Raw genomic sequence first — 20,863 nt, 5'->3', positions numbered from 1 at the left:
TAGGAATTATGGGTTAGAGGGAGGACAAGCGGGACAAAGAAGACAAGGGAGACAAGGAGGACAAGGGAGCAATTTCAGCCACCAGCCACTAGCCACCAGCCGCTTACCCCACTTCCAAAGTCCGAATTCCGAATTCTGAATTCCGAATTCTTAGTGCATTTCTCGCCTGTTCGCGATCGTCAAAGTGGATTTTTTCCGTACCTAAAATTTGGTAGTCTTCGTGACCTTTGCCAGCAATGAGTACGCCATCGCCGGATTGGGCTTGTTGAATTGCCGTTTGAATTGCTGTAGCGCGATCGCCAATGACAAATGGGTCTACTGTGTTGGGAATTCCAGCGAGAATATCTTGGAGAATTCTTTCAGGGTCTTCGGTGCGGGGATTGTCGGAAGTGACGTAAACGACATCTGCTAAATCGGCGGCGATTTTACCCATTTTCGGGCGCTTGGTGCGATCGCGATCGCCGCCACAGCCAAACACGCAAATCATCTTACCTGGAATAAACGGTCGAGCTGCTTTTAACAAGTTTTCTAAACTATCTGGCGTATGGGCGTAATCGACGATCGCGCTGATATCCTGATGGGGACTCACTTGCACCCGCTCCATTCTCCCAGGGACTCCAGCAAACTGCGGCAATACGTTAGCGATGAGTTGTAAATCTACGCCCAAGTGTAAAGCGGCTGCTACTGCTGCGAGTAAATTAGCTAGATTGTACTGCCCTACCAGAGGCGATCGAAATTCTACTTCTCCTGCGGGTGTGTGTAATTTACCGCTCACTCCCGTTGGTTCGTAACCCAAATCGCTCAAACAGAAGTCGGCTGTTCCAGCTTGGACGCTATAACTCCACACCCGTTCCGGTGGTAGTTGTTTAATTAATCTTTGTCCGTAGGGATCGTCTGTATTAATAATTGCTCGTCCTTGGAGATAATCGGGACTGAATAGCAAGGCTTTTGCCGCAAAATAGTCTTCCATATCGCGGTGGAAGTCTAGGTGATCTTGAGTCAGATTGGTAAACACCCCTACTTCAAACGGACACCCTAAAACTCGTCCTTGTGCCAAAGCATGAGAACTGACTTCCATCACCGCTACTTGAGTTCCCGCTTGCACGGCGTTAGCTAATTGCTGTTGCAGTTCTACAGCAAATGGCGTAGTATGAGCTGCTGTTTGCTCGAAACCCGCCCAACGAGAATAAAGAGTTCCAAATAAAGCTGTAGATAACTTTGCTTGTTGGAGGAAAAATTCGATTAAATGGGTGGTGGTCGTTTTACCATTTGTTCCCGTCACCCCCACCAGCCTCATTTGCGTGGCTGGATAGCCGTAAAAAGCAGCCGCCACCCCAGCGCAAGCTCGAACCATATCCCTAGCGGCAATAATACAAGCCCCCTCAGCTCCCTGGGCTCCCTCAGCTCTCTTCAAGGCTACCTGAGAAGACACTAAAGCCGCGATCGCCCCACTCGCGATCGCGCTTTGCCAAAACTCTCCTCCATCCACCCGCGTTCCTGGCATTCCAATAAAGAGATCGCCAACTTGGCAAGCATGAGAATTTGTCGTTAAACCCTTCACCTCCAGATCTAAAGCTGGGTGCTGGGGTAGTTGTTCGATACTGTCAACTTTTGCTAACAATTCGCCTAACTTCATGATTTGGTAATTGGTAATTGGTAACTGGTAACTGGTAACTGGAAATTGGGAGTTGATGGTCACTGATAACTGATAACTGATAACTGTTAACTAGCTAGCTTAATCCCAGCTTTCAATTGCACCTATTCTGCTTCATGATGATTTACATATTTCTGAAGCATTTGCTGAATTTGACTGACTGTAGCGCGAGGAGAGGGACGAGGGAGAGGGAGCGATCGCCCGTCGTCGCTACACAGAAATAAAACAGGTACTTCGTATTGATATGCTTGCCACCAATCTTCCTGTAGTGTGATATCGCGGACTTCCAGCGATAGCTCTTGGTGTGTAGATAAAATTTGTGCTAGCTTTTCCTGCAAGCCTTCACACAAATGACATTCAGGTTTGCTATAGAGAATTAAGTGCATAAACTTAAGTGTAAGTCGTAAGTCGTAAGTCGAGAAAGAGAGCTGCTCTTGAGCTGGGGAAGCAATTCTAGTTCCACTAGCCACTAGTCACCAACCACTAATCACTGATAACTGATAACTGATTTCCGTTATTGTTGAATATGCAGAACTATTCACATCATTGCGCAGATGACTGTTTCAACATCTTCTATCCAAACACCTAATTTCGATCTAGATGAGCTAAATCGCAAATATGAGACAGCTCATCCTAGCAAAATTCTTGCCTGGTGTGTCGAGAACATTCCTACAGGGTTAGTACAAACCAGCGCTTTCAACGTAGATGATATCGTCATCACCGATATTCTCTACCGCGAACTCAAGCACCGCACCCCAGTTATGTTTCTCGACACTTTACACCACTTTCCCCAGACTTTAGAGCTAGTCTCCAAAGTCAAAGACTTGTACGACTTGGATCTGCAAGTTTATAAAACTCCAGATGTGGATACTCGGGCTGCTTTTGCTGCCAAATATGGCGAAGCCCTATGGGATAGCGACATTCAGCAATTTCACCACTTGACCAAAATCGAACCTCTGCAACGAGGACTAGCCGAACTCAACGCTGTAGCTTGGATTACCGGACGGCGGCGCGATCAGGCGCGTACCCGTTCTGATATGCCCGTTTTTGAACTCGACAGTCAACAGCGCCTCAAAGTTAATCCCATCGCTTCTTGGACGCGCAAAGAAACTTGGGCTTATGTTTTCGAGCATAACGTCATTTACAATCCGCTCCACGACCAAGGCTATCCCAGTATCGGCGACGAACCGATTACCACACCCGTAGCCGAAGGCGAAGACGAACGCGCCGGACGCTGGCGGGGTTCTGACAAGACTGAATGCGGAATTCATATTTGAAGGAGCCAGAAGTCAGGAGTCAGGAGTCAGAATGAAGAGAATACCAGCAAGGGTCTTCCAAGACTTAATTGTTTGGCAAAAAGCTCATCAGTTTGTTTTAGCAGTATATCGTTTCAGCGAAAACTTTCCTAAAACAGAATTGTATGGCTTGACTTCTCAATTGAGGAGAGCGGCAATTTCTATTCCTGCCAATATTGCAGAAGGATTTAAGAAGAAAAACAAAACTGATAAAGCACGGTTTATGAATATTGCCCAAGGCTCTGTCGAGGAGTGCCGCTATTACCTGATTTTGGCAAAAGACCTCGGCTACGGCGATAGCTTAGAGTTATGCCTTCTACTTGAAGAAGTTAGCAAGCTATTAGATGCTTACTATTCTTCTCTCTTGACTCCTGACTCCTGACTCCTGACTCCTGACTTCTGACTCCTGACTCCTGACTCCTGATTCCTGACTCCTATGATTAAAATCCTCCATCTTTCAGACATCCACATGGGAAGTAGCTTTTCCCACGGTCGGCTCAATCCTGAAACTGGATTGAACACACGCTTGGAAGATTTTGTCAAGACTTTATCGCGCTGTATCGATCGCGCGTTAGAAGAACCAGTGGATTTGGTGCTGTTTGGTGGGGATGCTTTTCCCGATGCCACGCCACCCCCTTATATTCAAGAAAAATTTGCCAGTCAATTTCGTCGCTTGGTTGATGCGCGGGTTCCTACCGTATTATTGGTAGGCAACCACGACCAGCATTCCCAAGGGCAAGGGGGGGCGAGTTTGTGCATTTATCGGACTTTGGGCGTACCAGGGTTTATGGTGGGCGATCGCTTGATGACCCATCACATTCAAACAAACAATGGTACAGTTCAAGTCATCACTCTTCCCTGGCTAACTCGTTCTACTCTCCTGACTCGTCCAGAAACAGAAGGTTTATCCCTCGCCGATGTCAACCAGTTATTGATCGATCGCTTGCGTGCTGCCTTAGAAGGAGAAATTCGTCGGCTCGACCCCAAGATTCCGACAGTACTTCTAGGTCATTTGATGATCGATAATGCTTCCTATGGTGCTGAGCGCTTCTTAGCTGTAGGGAAAGGTTTTACTATTCCCCTGTCTCTTCTAACTCGTCCCGAGTTAGACTACGTTGCTCTCGGACACGTCCACCGCCATCAAAACCTCAACCCATCTAACGAACCGCCAATTATTTACCCTGGTAGTATCGAGCGAGTCGATTTTAGCGAAGAAAAAGAAGACAAAGGCTACGTGATGATAGAACTACAGCGGGGTAGTACCAAATGGGAGTTCTGCCCGCTACCAGTTCGTCCTTTTTGTACCATTAACGTCGATGTCGCCAATGCAGCCGATCCGCAAGCAGCTTTAATCAAAGCGATCGCAAAAAAGAATATTACCGATGCAGTCGTCAGACTAATTTACAAACTTCGCTCCGATCAAATCGACTTAATTGATAATGCAGCACTTCATCAAGTTCTCAGTTCTGCTCACAGTTATACAATTCAACCAGAGCTGATCAGTCAGCTAGCACGACCGCGTTTACCGCAATTAGACGCGAGTAGCAGTATCGATCCCCTTGATGCTTTAAAAACTTATCTAGATAATCGCGAGGACTTGAAAGATATTACCGCTCAAATGATGGTAGCTGCCCAACAATTACTAGCAGCCGATACGGAAACTTGGTTAGAATCTACCCCAGGAACTGGAATCGATGCAAGTAATACTGACGGACAGTTACGGTTGCTGTGAAATCATGAGCAGGGAGCAGGGAGTAGGGAGCAGGGAGCAGGGAGCAGTGACCATCGACTATTATTGCAAAATCTCCCGCAGCAATTCACGATGCATGTAGGCTCTGTCTACTAAAGACTGAATTTGGTCTGGACTTAAAGGGTCGCCGTTGGCATAATGCTCGATCCAAGTTTGGCTGATAATATTGGGGTCGTCGGGAATTTGAGCGACATCCCATCCAGGTATAGATAGTTCTGCCATCAGGCGATCGACTTTTGGATCGTAGCTGATGGCAAAACAGCGGCAACCTTCCGCAGCTGCCATAATTAAGCTATGAAAGCGCATTCCAATTGCCATTTCTACGCCGCGAAATACGCCTTTTAAACTTTTCGGATCTTCGAGGTAGAGGATTTGATTTGCCCCTGGTAATTGTGGCTGAATCGCTTGAGCGATCGCTAAGTCTTGCGATAATTGAAATGGCACTAATAAAATGCAGGTATCTGTTGCCCGTTGAAAATCAACTAAAGCGCGAGTCAAATTAGCAAGGCGATTGGGAGTTAATTGTGGGTGCGATCGCAAAGTCACGGCAACTCTCGGCGCTGGTAAATCCCACAACCCAGGTGTATTTCCGGCTTCCAAAGCCCATACCGGATCGGGTGCTTGCAGATGGGGAATCTGCCAATCGGTCAGCAAACTTGCCGAACCGCGATCGCGGACGCTCACCCCCGTACATCCAGCAAATGTCTGTTTTGTCAACCACCGGGTTAGCGGACTTTTTAAAGGACCAATTCCCTGCGCCCAAGCCATAGTTTTTAACCCTAACTTTTGCGCCATAGTCATTAATCCCCCGTAGTAAAACGGGCTGATGGCACTAGTAGAATCTTGCATAATACTGCCCCCACCCCAAATAAAAGCATCAGACTGCTGCAAGGTTTTCCACACAGGAGAAAAAGCCATGCGATCGCAAGCTTCTACTTGATAGCGCTCCTGCGTCTGCGTTGGATTACCAGACAGAATAATAGGTGTGACATGTTTAGGTAGCATTTGCAACAGTGTTGCTAGCAACGCCTCATCACCGCCATTACCTTTGCCGTAATACCCGCACAACACCACCCTTATCTGCCTCACATCCGTCACCCCTCAATCTTGACTTAATCCAAACTTGATAAAAACTTTATAATATATTGGCTGTATGTTGGCAGTTAACAGTTATCAGTTGTCAGTAGAGAGTGACATTGACAGGTGTTTTTTCTCCCTCAGCTCCCTCAGCTCCCTCAGCTCTCTTTCCCCTACTCCCTACTCCCTCAAAATGCACGCACTCTCAATTCCTACCTGGATTATTCACGTCTCTAGTGTCATCGAATGGGCGATCGCCATTTGGTTAATTTGGAGTTATGGCGAGGTTGTGGGCAACCGCGCTTGGTATGCGGTTTCTCTGGCAATGCTACCTGCTTTAATTAGTGCCATGTGTGCCTGTACTTGGCACTTCTTCGACAATGCCAAATCCTTAGAATGGTTGGTAATGCTTCAAGCTAGTATGACTTTAATCGGAAATTTCACGTTATTAGCTGCTGGTTGGTTGCTATGGCGTTCGACGCGATCGCCAGTAATGCGATCGCACAGCAAGATTTCTTCTAAGTAGAAGGATAATAATTAAACGTACAATACATTTGCCTTCTGCCTTCTGCCTTCTGCTTATCTCTAATGATTTCAAAAGAAACCCTTTTCGCTCTCTCTCTTTTTCCCTATCTAGGCTTTCTCTGGTTTATAACTCGCTCTCAAAAACTGCCGCGTCTAGCATTATTCGGCTTCTACGGTACTTTGGTATTTGTCGCCGTCACTATCCCTGCTGGAATTTATGCCCAAGTCCATTACGGCGAATCTCTTGCCAATGTTGACTGGTTGCATGGTAGTGCTGAAGTATTTTTAACTCTCTCTAATATTCTGATTGTTTTGGGTTTTCGACAAGCTTTGAGGAAATGATTTTGTAGAGACGTTACATGTAACGTCTCTACACTGATAATCGATCACTGATAACTGACTTATGAATCTTTTTCCCGCCATAGATTTACTTGAAGGTCGCTGCGTGCGACTGTATCAGGGAGATTACGATCGCTCCCAGGTTTTTCACGATAATCCGGCTGATGTTGCGCAACAGTGGACTAGCCAAGGTGCTACGTGGCTGCATGTCGTCGATTTAGATGGCGCGAAAGCAGGTAAACCCGTTAATCTGGAGGCGATCGCGGCTATTGTAGAGGCAGTGTCAGTACCAATTCAAGTTGGTGGCGGATTGCGCGATCGCGCTAGCGTTGCCCAACTCTTAGAATTAGGCGTACAGCGAGTTATTTTGGGTACTGTAGCTGTAGAACAACCCCAGTTAGTAGCTAGTCTGTGTCAAGAATTTCCAGGGCGAATTGTCGTCGGTATTGATGCGCGTAATGGTAAGGTAGCTACACGCGGCTGGTTGGAAACTTCGGAAGTCTTAGCCGCAGATTTAGCCCAGCGAATGCAACAACTGGGTGCGGCAGCAATTATTTACACTGATATTCATCGCGATGGAACTCTTGCTGGACCCAACTTGGATGCACTACGAGAGTTAGCTACAAGTTTATCTATTCCCGTCATCGCTTCTGGAGGTGTAAGTTCTGTCACCGACTTACTCAGCCTCCTAGCTTTAGAACCTCTTGGCGTTACGGGTGCGATCGTCGGTCGTGCCTTGTATACTGGCGATATTTCCCTCACACAAGCTATACAAGCAGTCGGACAAGGACGCTGGCAAGATATCCCTCCAGATTTAGGATCGTCGGCTTTTGCCTAATTACCTTATGAGTGATGCGTGGGAAGAATTCGGAATTCGGAATTCGGAATTAATGCGTGAATGCGTGAATGCGTGAATTGCTCCCTCAGCTCTCTTCTCCCCCTCAGCTCCCGAGAGCATCATAAGCTTCCTCAGCTCTCTTCCCCTACTCCCTGCTCCCTACCATAACTGTATCCTGCGGTAGAAGCCTTTACCGCACCTTTCTTCGTAGGATTGCGTTCAGCTTCAAATCTTAGGAGGGTGATTGTATGCAGTCCATTTTTACCAATTTTAAGCAAAATTTACAACGCAAGGTTTTATTACTAGCCGCGATCGCGCTATTGCTCGTTTCTGGTTTGTTTGTCTCTGAGCCTAGTTATGCCGCAACTCCCAACCAAAAACTAATCCAACAAGAACAAATGGATAAAAATAGCCAAGTTGGAACTGTGGATGTCGAGCAGCGCGAACAAGCTTATGAAGAGCAAGTCGAAGCGTCCAAAGATATCGACAAAACGTACGAAGACAATCTCAAAGAGTTTAAAAAATCTCACCCTGATGAGAATATCGTTAATAAAGCAGTAGAGGGAGCAAAAGAGGCAGTCGAGAAGGTAACTAAATAGTAGTTACTGGTAAACCTTTCAATTATCTGTAACAGGAGCAATGCCAGCTTAAGTAAGATTGGCGATCGCTCCTGTTATTTTATTGTTACGGGGTTTGGATGAGCATCTTGCCCGTCCGCGCTCGTACTTCTAGCGAAAATAGGTATTATAGTTAGGCTTGAAGCAATATATGTAGACATCGATATTTTAATATTTCGCAAACTTTTGTGACTGGTAGCGCGATTGTGATTCAAGTTATCTCATGAAATACCCAATTACTCTTTCCCAATCCTGGCGTAAATGGTTAGCAGGTATACTAGCTGTAGTCATGGCGATCGCGCTGTCTGGCTGCAATCCGGCTGAGATGAGAACCCAAGCGGCTGACGTACCGCAAATAGTAGTAAGCGTGACTACCGATCCCGATACGTTTAATTATGCTTTAGGTCATCAAGTTCCCAATATTTTTAACATGACCTTTAGAGGATTAACAACAGTTAATGGTATTACTAAAGAACTCGAACCAGAATTAGCAGAATCTTGGCAAATTTCCGAAGATAAATTAAATATTGTTTTCACTTTAAGAGAAGGCTTAAAATGGTCTGACGGTCATTCACTGACAGCAGATGATGTCGTATTTACTTATAACGATATTGTTTTAAACAAAGCCATTCCTACAGATTTAAGAGATTACATTCAAATTGGTAAGCAAAAAGCTTATCCAAAAGTTGTCAAGTTGGACGATCGCCGCGTCGAATTTATCATGCCCGAACCTTTTTCACCATTCTTAGCTACGACGACGGGAGATCCTACGAGTGCGATCGCCATTCTACCAAAACACGCTTTACAAGAATCAGTCAAAACAAAAGACGCTAAAGGAAATCCTCGTTTTTTAAGCACTTGGGGAACGGATACAGATCCAACAAAAGTTGTTACAAACGGTCCTTTTACACTTGAAAGCTACGTCCCTGCTCAACGCTTAGTTTATCGCCGTAACCCTAATTATTGGCGTAAAGATGCACAAGGCAATTCTCAGCCTTATATTGAAAAATACATTTGGCGAATTGTCGAAAATCCAGAAACAACTTTAGTCCAGTTTCGTTCCGGTGGATTAGATATAGCTTCAGCTTCAGCAGATAATTTTTCTCTGCTCAAGCGCGAAGAAGAACGAGGTAATTTTAAAATTTACAATGGTGGACCTGCTTTCGGTATGTCCTTCATTACTTTCAATCTAAATAAAGGTAGCAGAAACGGTAAACCATTAGTTAATCCGATTAAATCACGCTGGTTTAATACAGTTGAATTTAGGCAAGCAGTTGCTTACGGACTCGATCGTCAAACGATGATAAATAATTTCTTACGGGGTTTGGGAGAACTACAAAATTCACCAATTGACACTCAGAGTTCGTATTTTCTTCCTCCTGAAAAAGGGCTAAAAGTTTACAACTACGATCCAGATAAAGCTAAAGAATTACTGCAAAAACTTGGATTCAAATACAACAATAAAAATCAATTATTTGATGCTCAAGATAATCGGGTACGATTTACTCTCATGGTTCCTGCTGGGGGTAGAGGTAATAGTGGGAGAACGGTAGCTCAAATTCAACGAGACTTAGGCAAAATTGGAATGCAAGTCGATCTCCAATTTCTCGATTTTGGGACTTTAATAGATAAAACTTCTAATTCTTTGGAATGGGAGTGTTATGTTGGTGGTTTTATTGGTGGTGGAATTGAACCGAATGACGGCGCAAATGTATGGTTGACAGCAGGTGGCTTGCACAATTTCAACCAATTACCCCAAGTAGGACAAGCGCCAATTCAAGGACGAGAAATTGCAGATTGGGAACAAAAGATTGAAGATCTATTTATTAAAGGAGCGCAGGAATTCGACGAAGCCAAACGGAAGGAAATCTATAATGAGTTTCAACGCACTGCTCAAGAATATTTACCCTACATTACCTTATATAATCCTTTATCGCTAGCTGCAATTCGCGATCGCATTGAGGGAACAAAATTCTCTGCTTTAGGTGGTGCGTTTTGGAATATTTACGAGTTGAAGGTCAAAGAACAATAAATTCAGAGATGTAGGGGCGCACAGATGTGCGCCCCTACAATTACATATACAAATCCCAATTTATGATCCGTCGAAATTTTCTAATAACACTTATATTATTAGTCGCGATCGCGCTTTCTGGCTGTAATCCCACTGAAATGAGAACTAACGCAACTCAAGTTCAGCAAATCGTGGCGAGAGTTCCAGGCGATCCGCAAACTTTTAATTATGCCTTAAATCAATCGTCACCCAATGTTTTTGGATTTCTTTATGAAGGATTAATTACTGAAAATGGCGAAACTGGAAAGCTAGAGCCAGCATTAGCTGAGTCTTGGGAAATTTCTGAAGACAATCTCAAAATCGTTTTTACTCTAAAACCAAATTTAAAATGGTCAGATGGAGAACCGCTAACAGTTGACGATATTGTTTTTACTTATAATGATATTTACTTTAACGAGCAAATTCCCACAGATATTAGAGATATTCTGCGCATTGGCAAGAGTAAAGCTTTACCTAAAGTTCGTAAATTAGATAGCCGCCGAGTCGAATTTACCGTTCCAGAGCCATTTGCACCTTTTTTACGATTTGCAGGTGGTATAGTCATCTTACCAGAACACGCCCTACGTCAATCGGTAGAAACTAAAAATAAAGATGGTAGACCCCAGTTTTTGTCCACATGGGGAACTGATACAGATTTGCAAAAAATTGTGGTCAATGGTCCTTTTACACTGGAAAGCTACACTGTAAACCAGCGAATAGTCTTTCGCCGCAATCCCTACTACTGGCGAAAAGACACGCAAGGAAATGCTTTACCTTATATTGAGCGGCTAATTTGGCAAATTGTGGAATCACCAGATACAGCTTTAATCCAGTTTCGTTCGCTAGGATTAGACATGCTAGAAATTGGTCCTACGAGTTTTCAATTACTGAAACGAGAGGAAGACCGAGGAAATTTTAAAATCTATAGTGGTGGTCCAGACTTTGGCACAAACTTTATTTGTTTCAATTTAAATAAAGGTCGTCGTCAGGGAAAACCTTTAGTCAATCCAATCAAATCACGCTGGTTTAATACAGTAGCATTTAGACAAGCAGTCGCTTATGGTATAAATCGCGAAGCAATGCTAAATAATGTCTATCGCGGTTTAGGAGAACTACAAAACTCGCCAATTTCTGTTCAAAGCCCTTACTATCTTTCTCCTGAAGAAGGCTTAAAAGTTTATAACTATAATCCTGAAAAAGCTAAAGAATTGCTCAGGGGAGCTGGGTTTAAATATAATAACAAAGGTCAACTACTCGATGCTGAAGATAATCGAGTACGGTTTACCATGATTAGCCAAGCGGGTAATAGAACTGTTGATGCGATCGGGTCGCAAGTCAAGCGCGATCTCAGCAAAATTGGGATTCAAGTTGATTTTACTCCAATTGACTTTGCCGTCATGGTAGATAAAATTACCAATACTCTAGAATGGGAATCTTATTTTGGTTTAATTACTGGTAGTATTGAACCATATAGCGCAGCAAATGTATGGTCGCCTGACGGTGGTTTTCATCCTTTTAATCAGAAACCACAACCAGGACAACCGCCGATTGAAGGACGAGAAGTTGCAGATTGGGAAGCAGAAATCGGTCGGCTTTATATTGAGGGAGCAAGAGAACTTGATGAAACAAAGCGTAAAGAAATTTATGGAGAAACTCAGCGTTTAGCACAAGAGTACCTCCCTTTTATTCATTTAATCAATCCTTTAGCTTTAGCAGCAATTCGCGATCGCATTGAAGGAACAAAATTCTCTGCTTTAGGCGGGACGCTTTGGAATGTTTATGAGTTGAAAGAAGCGAAAGACTAGAAATAATTATCTAATTATACAATGCGAGCGCGAGTTATTGTTCTTATATTAATTCTCTGCTTTACCTGTCAAATCTTGCTTACAGGTTGCAACCCTACAGAATTTAAAACCTCAGCAGCACAATCGCAGTGGGTAACGAGTACTTTAAGAGATCCTAAAACTTTTAACTACGCTCTCAATCAAGAATACCCTCACGTATTTTTATTTATTGCTGAAGGACTGACTACACTCAATGGTGAGACTGGAGAAGTTGAGCCAGCGTTAGCAGAATCCTGGCAAATTTCTGAAGATAAAAAACGGATTACTTTTACCTTGCGCGAGAACTTACGCTGGTCTGATGGTGAACCTTTAACAGCAGATGATGTTATCTTTACTTATCAAGATATCATATTTAATCCGCAAATTCCTACCGACTGGAAAGACAGTTTAAAAATTGGCGAGAAAGCTGAATTTCCTCAAATTAAAAAAATGAGCGATCGCCAAGTGGAATTTACCTTTTCTACTCCATTTGCCCCATTTCTCAGTACAACTACAGGAGCGTCAACTAATTCTGTAGGAATTTTACCCAAACACGCTTTAGCTAAATCGATTATATCTAAAGATACTAAGGGTAATCCTTTATTTACCTCAACTTGGGGTACTGATACTGACCCAGCAAAAATTATTGTCAATGGTGCTTATAAAATAGAAAGTTTCACACCAGGTCAACGAGTTGTATTTCGTCGTAATCCTTATTATTGGCGTAAAGATAGCCAAGGAAATCAGTTGCCCTATGTAGAAAGAGTTGTTTGGCAAATTATTGAATCTACCGATACAACTACTCTCCAATTTCGTTCGGCAGGACTAGACACAATTGAAGTTACTCCCGAAGACTTTTCCCTACTCAAGCAAGAAGAAGAACGAGGAAGATTTACCGTTTATAACGGAGGTCCCAGATTTAGCCAAACATTTATTTCATTCAACCTAAATAAAGGAAAGAGGCAAAACGGCAATCCTGTTGTCAATCCGATAAAATCGCGATGGTTTAACAACCTAGCTTTTCGTCAAGCTGTTGCTCATTCAATCGATCGCGAGAGAATGTTAAACAATGTTTTTCGTGGCGTAGGGACAGTTCAAAATTCACCTATAGAACCGCAAAACCCTTTTTATCTCTCCCCAGAACAAGGATTGAAAGTCTATGAATATAATCCTGATAAAGCTAAAAAGTTACTATTGAATGCAGGATTTAAATATAACTCTAGAAATCAGTTACTTGATGCAGACGGAAATCGCGTGCGTTTTTCTTTAATTACCAATACTGAAAATAAAACTCGCGTAGCAATGGGGGCGCAAATTAGGCAAGATTTGAGCAAAATCGGGATTCAAGTTGATTACAATCCTATAAACTTTAATATTTTGGTAGATAAACTCAACAGCTCTCTCGATTGGGAATGTTATTTATTAGGCTTGATTTCTGGTAGCTTAGAACCCCACGATAGTGCTAATGTATGGTTGCCCGATGGTGGTTTACACGCATTTAATTTCAAACCTCAGCCAGGACAAGAACCGCTGATCGGTAGAGAAGTTGCAGACTGGGAAGCCGAAATCGGTAGGCTATACATCCGTGGGGCGCAAGAGTTAGACGAAAATAAACGCAAAAAAATTTACCAGGAAACCCAACGTCTGACTCAGGAATACTTACCTTTCATCTACCTAGTCAATCCCTTATCCCTAGCAGCAATTCGCGATCGCATCCAAGGAGTAAAATACACCGCCCTCGGCTCTCAAGCTGGGACTCTATGGAACAAATACGAACTGAAAGTGACAGAATAGGGTCTAGGAAAAGTCAAAAGTTAAAAGTCAAAAGTTAAAATAAACTCCTTCCTTGTCCCCTCGCTCCTTACTCCTCACTCCTCGCCCCTCAAATGTCCCAACCCGAAGCCTTGCGATCGCTCTTAGAATCTGTAGCAGCTGGTAACGTAAGTCCAACTGTCGCCTTAGACAAATTGAAACATTTTACCTACGAACCAGTTGGTGAATTTGCCCGTATCGACCATCATCGCCAGCTCAGAACTGGGTTTCCTGAAACGATTTGGGGTCAAGGCAAAACTCCTGACCAAATCGTGCAAATTATGGCAGCAATGCGCCAGCGCAATTCAGTAGTGATGGCGACGCGCATCGAACCCGATGTAGCAGAACAGCTAGAAGAGAAGGTAGAGGGACTGCGTTACTATCCGATGGCAAAAATTGCGGCGATCGCACCAGTACGGATCGAACCGCAGTACCCTGGTAAAATTGGTATTCTCTCGGCAGGGACTGCCGATTTACCCGTAGCCGAGGAAGCGGCTATAACTGCCGAACTGTCTAGTTTCCGCGTTCTCCGGTTGTGGGATGTGGGTGTTGCTGGTATTCATCGCCTACTAGATAACCGCCACGTCATCGCTGAAGCATCCGTATTAATTGTCGTAGCGGGAATGGAAGGGGCTTTACCCAGCGTCGTTGCAGGATTAGCCGATTGTCCTGTCATTGCCGTTCCTACCAGCGTTGGCTATGGTGCGAGTTTCAGCGGCTTAGCTCCCCTCTTGACAATGCTCAACTCTTGTGCAGCAGGGATAGGAGTTGTCAATATAGATAACGGTTTTGGTGCAGCGATTTTAGCAGGACAAATTTTACGCACCGCAGGAAAATTACAGTGACCAGTGACCAGTTATCAGTGACCAGTGAAGAAAGGGTGTGGAGACTTTAAATTTCTTCCTCCCTCAGCTTCCTCAGCTCCCTGGGCTCCCTCAGCTCTCTTCCCCCCGACTCCCTAATTTTTGTTTAAAATCGGCATGACTGGAAAATCCTCCGACTTCGGCTAGGGTGTAAATTGGTCTGCCTTTGACTTCTTCGTAAATCCGCCCGACATACTCGCCTAAGATGCCAATACTAACAAGTTGAACGGCACCAAGGAAGAAAATAGCTACCAAAATCATCGTAAACCCAGTCAAAGGGGACTGAGGGACAAACAATCGCCAGTACAATACGAGTAGAGCCATGAGAACAGCGATCGCCGCAGCAAATAGACCGACATAAGTAGAGAGGCGCAAGGGGACTTTGGAGAACGACACCAACCCATTTAAAGCCAGAGCCAAAGACTTACCAAAAGTGTAATTAACCTTACCAGCAAAACGAGGCGGGCGATCGAATTGTACGGATGTTTGACGAAAACCAATCCAAGCCCGTAAGCCGCGCATGTAGCGATTGCGTTCTGGCATGGCGTTAAGGATATCTAAGACTTGCCGATCGATCAAACAGAAATCTCCAGTGTCGGTGGGAATATCGACATCAGCAAGGTGTTGGAGCAGGCGATAAAATATGTATGCCGTACCGCGTTTGAACCAACTTTCTTTTTGGCGCTGCGTGCGTTGGGCATAAACAACTTGAAAGCCATTTTGCCATTTGGCTACCATCTCTAAAATCAATTCTGGCGGGTCTTGTAAGTCTGCATCCATGACAATTGCCACTTCACCCCTGGCAAAATTAAGTCCAGCCGTCACCGCAATTTGATGTCCGAAATTGCGGGCAAGACTGAGGTAGGATACGCGAGGGTCATTTTGATGTAAGTCGCGCACGATTTGCAAAGTGCGATCGCGGCTGCCATCATTAACAAATATGAGTTCTATGGCTCCATCCAATTGTTCGCCAACCGCACTGACGCGGCGATAGAGTTCTAGGATATTTTTTTCTTCGTTATAGACTGGAACAACCAAGGAATACTTAGGCGATACCATCGCTGCCTACCAACACGATATCTTTGACTCACTACTGTAGCGCGATCGCTAATAACAGTGACCAGTGACCAGTGACCAGTTAACTCTCACCCATCAACTACCAACTACCAACTACTACTGATAACTGATTTAGAGGAATTGTACGAGTTGCTGTAGCTTTGCCCAAGCAGCACCACTATACAAAATTTCCCTAGCTAGGCTAATGCCAGCAGCATATTCACCTAAAGGAATCTTTTCTCCTACTTGCAGTGCTAGCGCTGCATTTAAAGCAACAACATCTTGCTGTGCTTGAGTTCCCTTACCTTGCAATACAGCAGTGAGAATTGCTGCATTTTCATGTACGTCTCCACCCCTTAATGCTGCTGTTGGTGCGGGTGCTAAGCCTAGTTCCTGCGGATGTATAGTTGTTAACTCTACCTGTCCGTTAGATAACACTGCTAAATCTGTAGCGTCACCTAAACCTGCTTCATCCAACCTTTCCCGTCCGTGCAGCACAATTGCCTGTTTTGTCCCTAACTGCTGCAAGGCATGAGCGATAGTCAGTGGTAAGTTTGATTCACAAACTCCAATGACTTGTCCTGTTGGGCGCAAAGGGTTGACTAACGGTCCTAATAGATTAAACACCGTCCGTACTTTCAACGTTTTGCGTAACGGCGCAACCGCCTTCATCGCAGGATGCCACCCAGGAGCAAATAAAAATGTAATACCTACTTCTGCAACAGCTACTTGTATTCTTTCTGCGGCAGCATTGAGATTAACTCCTAGTGCTTCCAACACATCCGCAGAACCGACTCGACTAGAAGCAGAGCGATTGCCGTGTTTAGCTACTGGTACTCCCGCCGCTGCTGCGACAAAGGCAACCGCAGTAGATATATTAAAGGTTGCAGCTCCATCTCCACCAGTACCGCAGGTATCGATTAAAGGTGTAGGGGCGCACAGCTGTGCGCCCGTGCCGTGCGCCCGCACAGATTGTAAAACTTGAGCCATCCCAGCCAGTTCTTCGGCTGATACACCTTTAGCCTGAATTGCTGCTAATATTGCTCCAGATAAGACAGGTGGAATGCTTTCGTTGAGCCATTCCTGCATGAGTTGCGCTGCTTGTGCGCCGGACAAAGATTGACGATCCAGTAATTGCTGAAGTAATTGCGTTGCCCAGGTATTTGAAGCTTCTGGGAGAGAACTATTGCTGAGATCGATGGCTGATGTAGAGGTCATTGTCAGGACAATTTTTGCAGTTAGAAGCATACTACCGCAAAAGGCTCTACTCGATCGGACTTGTCTTTCAAAAATCGTACTAGACTGTCATTTACAATGAGTTGCGGTGTATGGCAGCGATCGCGCTTAATTATTCACCAGCCCGATTTTTGGTAACAGAATGCAATACTCAGGTTTTTACAAAGCCAAAACTTCTCTGGCTTTCTCCGTAATCTCATCAGGATCGAACGGTTTGGTAGTATACATGTCTGCTCCAACCTCTATACTTTTTTGTCGATCGAATTCCTGACCTTTAGCTGTCAACATAATAATATAGACATCGGAAATGCCTAACTTATTCTTAACTGTATCGCATACATCAAAACCATTCATTTTTGGCATCATCACGTCTAAAAATACGAGCTGAGGTCGCTCGTTCTCGATCGTATTCAGTGCTATCTCACCGTTTTCTGCAAATAGTAGTTCTACTCCTTCATCCTCCAATTCTTCTAATGTTTGTTCCATTAAAAGTCTGACGTGAGGTTCGTCATCAACAATTAAAATTTTTAAATTCATCTCTTCACCCATATACCTAAATCTCGGTTAGCAAAATTTAAACTGAAACTTTCGGTGCGATCGCGTACTACTCTAAGGCATAGTTATACTAACCTACAATCTATATCGTTGGATAAAGCTTTATACGAGTTTTTCATTTTTGATAAAAGCTCCTGGAAGTAAAATTTCATTCTGTGTAGTTAATGCTTCAGAACGATCGTCATCCTTACGGTCTGCCAGTAAGATAAAGAAAACATTTTCTAAACCTTTTTCAAAACGTAAAGTTTTAATAACTTCGGAGCGCTCCCAAAAGTTAGCGTTAGCAATAATCATGTATGGTTGAACCGACATTGCTTTTTCTCGCAATTCTTGAGCATCAATAGCTTCAACTACACTGTAACCTTTAGCTTGTAAAACTTCAGCTAAAGTTTTTACAGTAGATACATCTTCATCAACCACTAAAACTTTTTTACTAGAATTAGCTTGAGTCGTCAGTGTGCCAATTTCATGCAATAAAGTATCTGTCTCAATTGGCTTCATTAAGTAGCGTTCAATTCCCAAGCGGTAGCCCCGCTCTCTATCTTCTACAATTGATAGAATAATAATGGGAATATTCATAGTTTTGGGATCGTTTTTGAGAACGGCTGCTACATCAAAACCGCTCATTTCTGGCATCATAACATCTAGAATAATAAGGTCGGGAGCAGATTTTTTCACAAAGGCGATCGCTTCTATGCCATCTTTAGCTTCAAGAATATTGTATCCTTCAGACTCTAGCTGCTGCCGGAGCAATTGACGAATATTAGCATCATCATCGACGACTAAAATTGTTTTTTTAGTCGTTTTAGAATTAGCAGACTTCATGACTACATGTTCTCGCAACTGCTTGACGAGAGTATCGACATCGAAAGTTTTTGGTTTCAAGTCACAAGCAATCATGATGGGTAAGGTAAAGGAAAATTTACTACCTGTACCTAAAGTACTTTCAACCCATATTTTACCTCCGTGATGTTCGACAATTTGTTTGCAAATTGGTAATCCTAAGCCCGTACCTTTTGGTTTGTCAGTGAGGGTATCACCCACTTGCTTGAATTTCTCAAATACTTTATCTAAATCGGCTTCAGCAATCCCTATGCCTGTATCGATAATACTAATATGGATTTGAGTTTCATTGGTTTTGACTTTGCAAGTAATTGAGCCAGTATCAGTAAATTTGACAGAGTTAGAAATTAGGTTAATGACTACTTGAATTAAGCGATCGCGATCGCCTATAATCTCTGGAACCTCGGATTCGATATCTCGAATTAATTCCAGATTCTTTTGATGAAAGAGAGCAGATGTAGCGGCGATCGCTCTATCTATGACTTCATTAATTTGTAGGGGAGCCATCTTCCACTCAATCTTACCCGCCTCCATTTTGGCAATATCCAAGACATCATTAATTAAATCTGTCAGTCTGCCACCTTCTGATACGATAATATCCAGATTGTCTGCTATTTGTCTCACATTGCGTTGAACTTTTTTATCATCTGTTGGAATGACGGGAAAGACAACTTCTTCGAGTTTCTTCTTAATGATTTTGGCAAAACCAAGAACTGATGTTAGAGGTGTTCTAAGCTCGTGAGATACTGTAGAAATGAAATCAGTTTTCATCTGATCCACCTCTTTTTCTGACGTGATATCTCGAATCAATAGAACTGAACCAATGCACCGTTCTTTTCCATTTTGCTTATTTGTAGAATCGGCATCTTTCACAATGGCAGTTGCGACTGCTTTTCCAGTACAACCGCTCGACAACTCTATTTCTGCAACAAAAACTTTTTTTAGATTTCTACGAGTTTCTTCTACTAACTCGACAATCTTACGATTAAATACAACCTGACAATCACGACCAGTTAAATCTGTCTCTTCAATTCCAAATAGAGCAAATAAGGCTGGATTGACCCGAGCAATTTTACCATTTAAATCGACGACCAATAACCCATCTGCTAAGTTATCAATCACGGCAGTTAAATAAGCCGTGCGCTCTTGAACTCGCAGTTCCAGCTCTTCAAATGATGCTTCTAGCTGGGCTGCCATCTTATTAAAAGCTTGCTCTAAAACTTCCAGTTCATCTGTATTCCTCGCTTCAGACTGCTGCTGAAACGTATTGCTAGCAATTACTTCGGATGCTTGGTTAAGTCGGCGCGTCCTTTGCAAATCTATCTCTGCTAAACGATCGCACTCAGCCATAATGTGTTGTAAGCGCTGATTCAGTCTGCGGATAAAGAAGGCAACAACTAAAGCCAGGATGATAGCCGCTCCCAGCGCTCCTCCGACAGTAATAGTTAACGCGGGACCCAGCACAACCCATTGAGGCACTGATGCGATCGTCAACCAGTTTGTACCTTTAACTCGCTCGTATGCCCAGTAGTGTCCCTCAGCTTGAATTAATCCAGCTTTACCATTCGATATCTTTTGCCATACAGCCTTTAATTCGGGTACATCCTTGTATGTTGACAATGCTTTAGCCTTTTGCGGATCGGGTGGATAGGCTAGCAAATTTCCTTTTTCGCTTAAAATTGCAAAGTAACCGCCTATCCAACTCTCAGGTGCTTTAATTTGCTCTCCTATAGCCGTGACGTTGATATCTAGCCCTGTCATACCTATTAATTGTTGGCGATCGGTAAAGATAGGACCTGTATAAGTCGTGAGAGTCAACCCGTACCAGTGATAAGGCTCGTACCACAAGTCTTTTTTCTCTTCTACAACTGCTTTGTAGTATTCTTGGTTTTGATATTTGTCATCATGAAATAACTCTGCATACCGGATATTTTGGTGTGGTTTGGGTAAAAGCTGACCTATCTGACCAGAGCTTTTTTGGTCAACATAAAAGTAGGGCCAATACCATTGGCGATCTGGCACGAGTTGAAAGGGCGTTTGACCCACGCCAAGAGCCATAGTCAAGGATGAGCGTTGCTCAAAAAAATCAAAAACTAATTTCTTATATGTTTCAGGATCTTTGATGCCTCGACGATTTAGAGTTTTAACTGCTGTAGACAAATCCACCATAGACTGCGTAACTCGGGCAAGCTCAGTCTCTATTGCCTTGACTTGAGTGCTGAGATTAACTCGAATTTCGTCCTTAGCATGATGTTCTAGCGCTCGATAGAAGAAATAGGACATCCCACCCAATCCTACCAGAGCGCTACTTAATACGTAGAAAAATAATCTCGAACCGATAGACTTACGTATGGTCTTTTTCATGATTTTTTTACAACATTACCCTTCTTCAGCTCTAAAACTGGGGTCTCCATATATGATTCCCTAGTAAAACTAAAAACTCACATCTGACATTGCAGTGTGAGTTATGAGTAGCCATCGTGAATAAACGCAAGTTACAAGTTGAGAGCCAGAGCAGCTCAAAATATTA

The 20,863-nt window shown here is 43.6% G+C and carries 18 protein-coding genes; 11 read left to right on the top strand and 7 right to left on the bottom strand.

The genetic code is table 11. The annotated features are described in order from the left end of the window. Nucleotides 1-103: 103 nt before the first annotated feature. Nucleotides 104-1,636, bottom strand: a complete 1,533-nt coding sequence (locus C7Y66_RS11235; protein WP_106545652.1) for a UDP-N-acetylmuramoyl-L-alanyl-D-glutamate--2,6-diaminopimelate ligase — start codon at nt 1,634-1,636, stop codon at nt 104-106. A 122-nt stretch (nt 1,637-1,758) separates the two neighbouring features. Then, complete coding sequence (locus C7Y66_RS11230; protein WP_041462415.1) at nt 1,759-2,040, bottom strand: glutaredoxin family protein; 282 nt, start codon at nt 2,038-2,040, stop codon at nt 1,759-1,761. 168 nt (nt 2,041-2,208) lie between these two features. Between C7Y66_RS11230 and cysH the strand changes: the two genes are divergently transcribed. Genes cysH through sbcD form a run of 3 tightly spaced genes read left to right on the top strand, consistent with a single transcriptional unit; the run spans nt 2,209 to nt 4,681 of the window. Continuing rightward, the gene (gene cysH / locus C7Y66_RS11225; protein ID WP_015153927.1) at nt 2,209-2,931 is read left to right on the top strand and encodes a phosphoadenosine phosphosulfate reductase; all 723 of its coding nucleotides are present in this window, start codon (nt 2,209-2,211) and stop codon (nt 2,929-2,931) included. Between the two features lie 31 nt (nt 2,932-2,962). Beyond that, complete coding sequence (locus tag C7Y66_RS11220) at nt 2,963-3,331, top strand: four helix bundle protein (RefSeq protein ID WP_106545646.1); 369 nt, start codon at nt 2,963-2,965, stop codon at nt 3,329-3,331. A gap of 54 nt (nt 3,332-3,385) precedes the next feature. Beyond that, nucleotides 3,386-4,681, top strand: coding sequence for an exonuclease subunit SbcD (gene sbcD / locus C7Y66_RS11215; protein ID WP_106545645.1), 1,296 nt, complete (start codon nt 3,386-3,388; stop codon nt 4,679-4,681). 60 nt (nt 4,682-4,741) lie between these two features. On the opposite strand, the gene csaB is transcribed toward sbcD, so the two are convergent. Beyond that, nucleotides 4,742-5,779 (bottom strand): polysaccharide pyruvyl transferase CsaB, encoded by a 1,038-nt coding sequence (gene csaB / locus C7Y66_RS11210; RefSeq protein WP_106545651.1) that lies wholly within the window; start codon nt 5,777-5,779, stop codon nt 4,742-4,744. A 190-nt stretch (nt 5,780-5,969) separates the two neighbouring features. Between csaB and C7Y66_RS11205 the strand changes: the two genes are divergently transcribed. The 8 genes from C7Y66_RS11205 (at nt 5,970) to larB (ending at nt 14,625) form a co-directional block, all read left to right on the top strand. Continuing rightward, the gene (locus C7Y66_RS11205) at nt 5,970-6,302 is read left to right on the top strand and encodes a DUF2499 domain-containing protein (protein ID WP_041462416.1); all 333 of its coding nucleotides are present in this window, start codon (nt 5,970-5,972) and stop codon (nt 6,300-6,302) included. A 62-nt stretch (nt 6,303-6,364) separates the two neighbouring features. Next, entirely contained in the window at nt 6,365-6,643 is a 279-nt protein-coding gene (locus tag C7Y66_RS11200) for a DUF3593 domain-containing protein (protein WP_106545644.1), read from the top strand. Between the two features lie 61 nt (nt 6,644-6,704). Then, nucleotides 6,705-7,478, top strand: a complete 774-nt coding sequence (gene hisA / locus C7Y66_RS11195; RefSeq protein WP_106545643.1) for a 1-(5-phosphoribosyl)-5-[(5-phosphoribosylamino)methylideneamino]imidazole-4-carboxamide isomerase — start codon at nt 6,705-6,707, stop codon at nt 7,476-7,478. Nucleotides 7,479-7,726: 248 nt separating this feature from the next. Beyond that, entirely contained in the window at nt 7,727-8,077 is a 351-nt protein-coding gene (locus C7Y66_RS11190) for a hypothetical protein (RefSeq protein ID WP_015153934.1), read from the top strand. A 241-nt stretch (nt 8,078-8,318) separates the two neighbouring features. After that, on the top strand, nt 8,319-10,127 hold the full coding sequence (locus tag C7Y66_RS11185; protein ID WP_106545642.1) for an ABC transporter substrate-binding protein: 1,809 nt from the start codon (nt 8,319-8,321) through the stop codon (nt 10,125-10,127). A gap of 62 nt (nt 10,128-10,189) precedes the next feature. Then, the gene (locus C7Y66_RS11180) at nt 10,190-11,950 is read left to right on the top strand and encodes an ABC transporter substrate-binding protein (protein ID WP_106545641.1); all 1,761 of its coding nucleotides are present in this window, start codon (nt 10,190-10,192) and stop codon (nt 11,948-11,950) included. Nucleotides 11,951-11,971: 21 nt separating this feature from the next. Beyond that, nucleotides 11,972-13,762, top strand: coding sequence for an ABC transporter substrate-binding protein (locus C7Y66_RS11175; protein ID WP_106545640.1), 1,791 nt, complete (start codon nt 11,972-11,974; stop codon nt 13,760-13,762). A 92-nt stretch (nt 13,763-13,854) separates the two neighbouring features. Beyond that, nucleotides 13,855-14,625, top strand: coding sequence for a nickel pincer cofactor biosynthesis protein LarB (larB, locus tag C7Y66_RS11170; RefSeq protein ID WP_106545639.1), 771 nt, complete (start codon nt 13,855-13,857; stop codon nt 14,623-14,625). A 90-nt stretch (nt 14,626-14,715) separates the two neighbouring features. Here larB and C7Y66_RS11165 read toward each other — a convergent pair whose 3' ends face one another. The 4 genes from C7Y66_RS11165 to C7Y66_RS11150 all read right to left on the bottom strand — a co-directional run bounded on the left by C7Y66_RS11165 (nt 14,716) and on the right by C7Y66_RS11150 (nt 20,697). Then, on the bottom strand, nt 14,716-15,702 hold the full coding sequence (locus tag C7Y66_RS11165) for a glycosyltransferase family 2 protein (protein ID WP_106545638.1): 987 nt from the start codon (nt 15,700-15,702) through the stop codon (nt 14,716-14,718). A 129-nt stretch (nt 15,703-15,831) separates the two neighbouring features. Further along, nucleotides 15,832-16,917 (bottom strand): anthranilate phosphoribosyltransferase, encoded by a 1,086-nt coding sequence (trpD, locus tag C7Y66_RS11160; RefSeq protein WP_106166570.1) that lies wholly within the window; start codon nt 16,915-16,917, stop codon nt 15,832-15,834. Between the two features lie 177 nt (nt 16,918-17,094). Then, nucleotides 17,095-17,472, bottom strand: coding sequence for a response regulator transcription factor (locus tag C7Y66_RS11155; protein ID WP_041462960.1), 378 nt, complete (start codon nt 17,470-17,472; stop codon nt 17,095-17,097). A gap of 120 nt (nt 17,473-17,592) precedes the next feature. Next, complete coding sequence (locus C7Y66_RS11150) at nt 17,593-20,697, bottom strand: ATP-binding protein (protein WP_106545637.1); 3,105 nt, start codon at nt 20,695-20,697, stop codon at nt 17,593-17,595. Nucleotides 20,698-20,863 lie beyond the last annotated feature (166 nt).

The organism is Chroococcidiopsis sp. CCALA 051, from assembly GCF_003015105.1.
Taxonomy (GTDB): Bacteria; Cyanobacteriota; Cyanobacteriia; order Cyanobacteriales; family Chroococcidiopsidaceae; genus Chroococcidiopsis; species Chroococcidiopsis thermalis.
The sequence above is the reverse complement of the archived record's forward strand: the minus strand, read 5'-3'. Positions and strand labels throughout refer to the sequence as shown.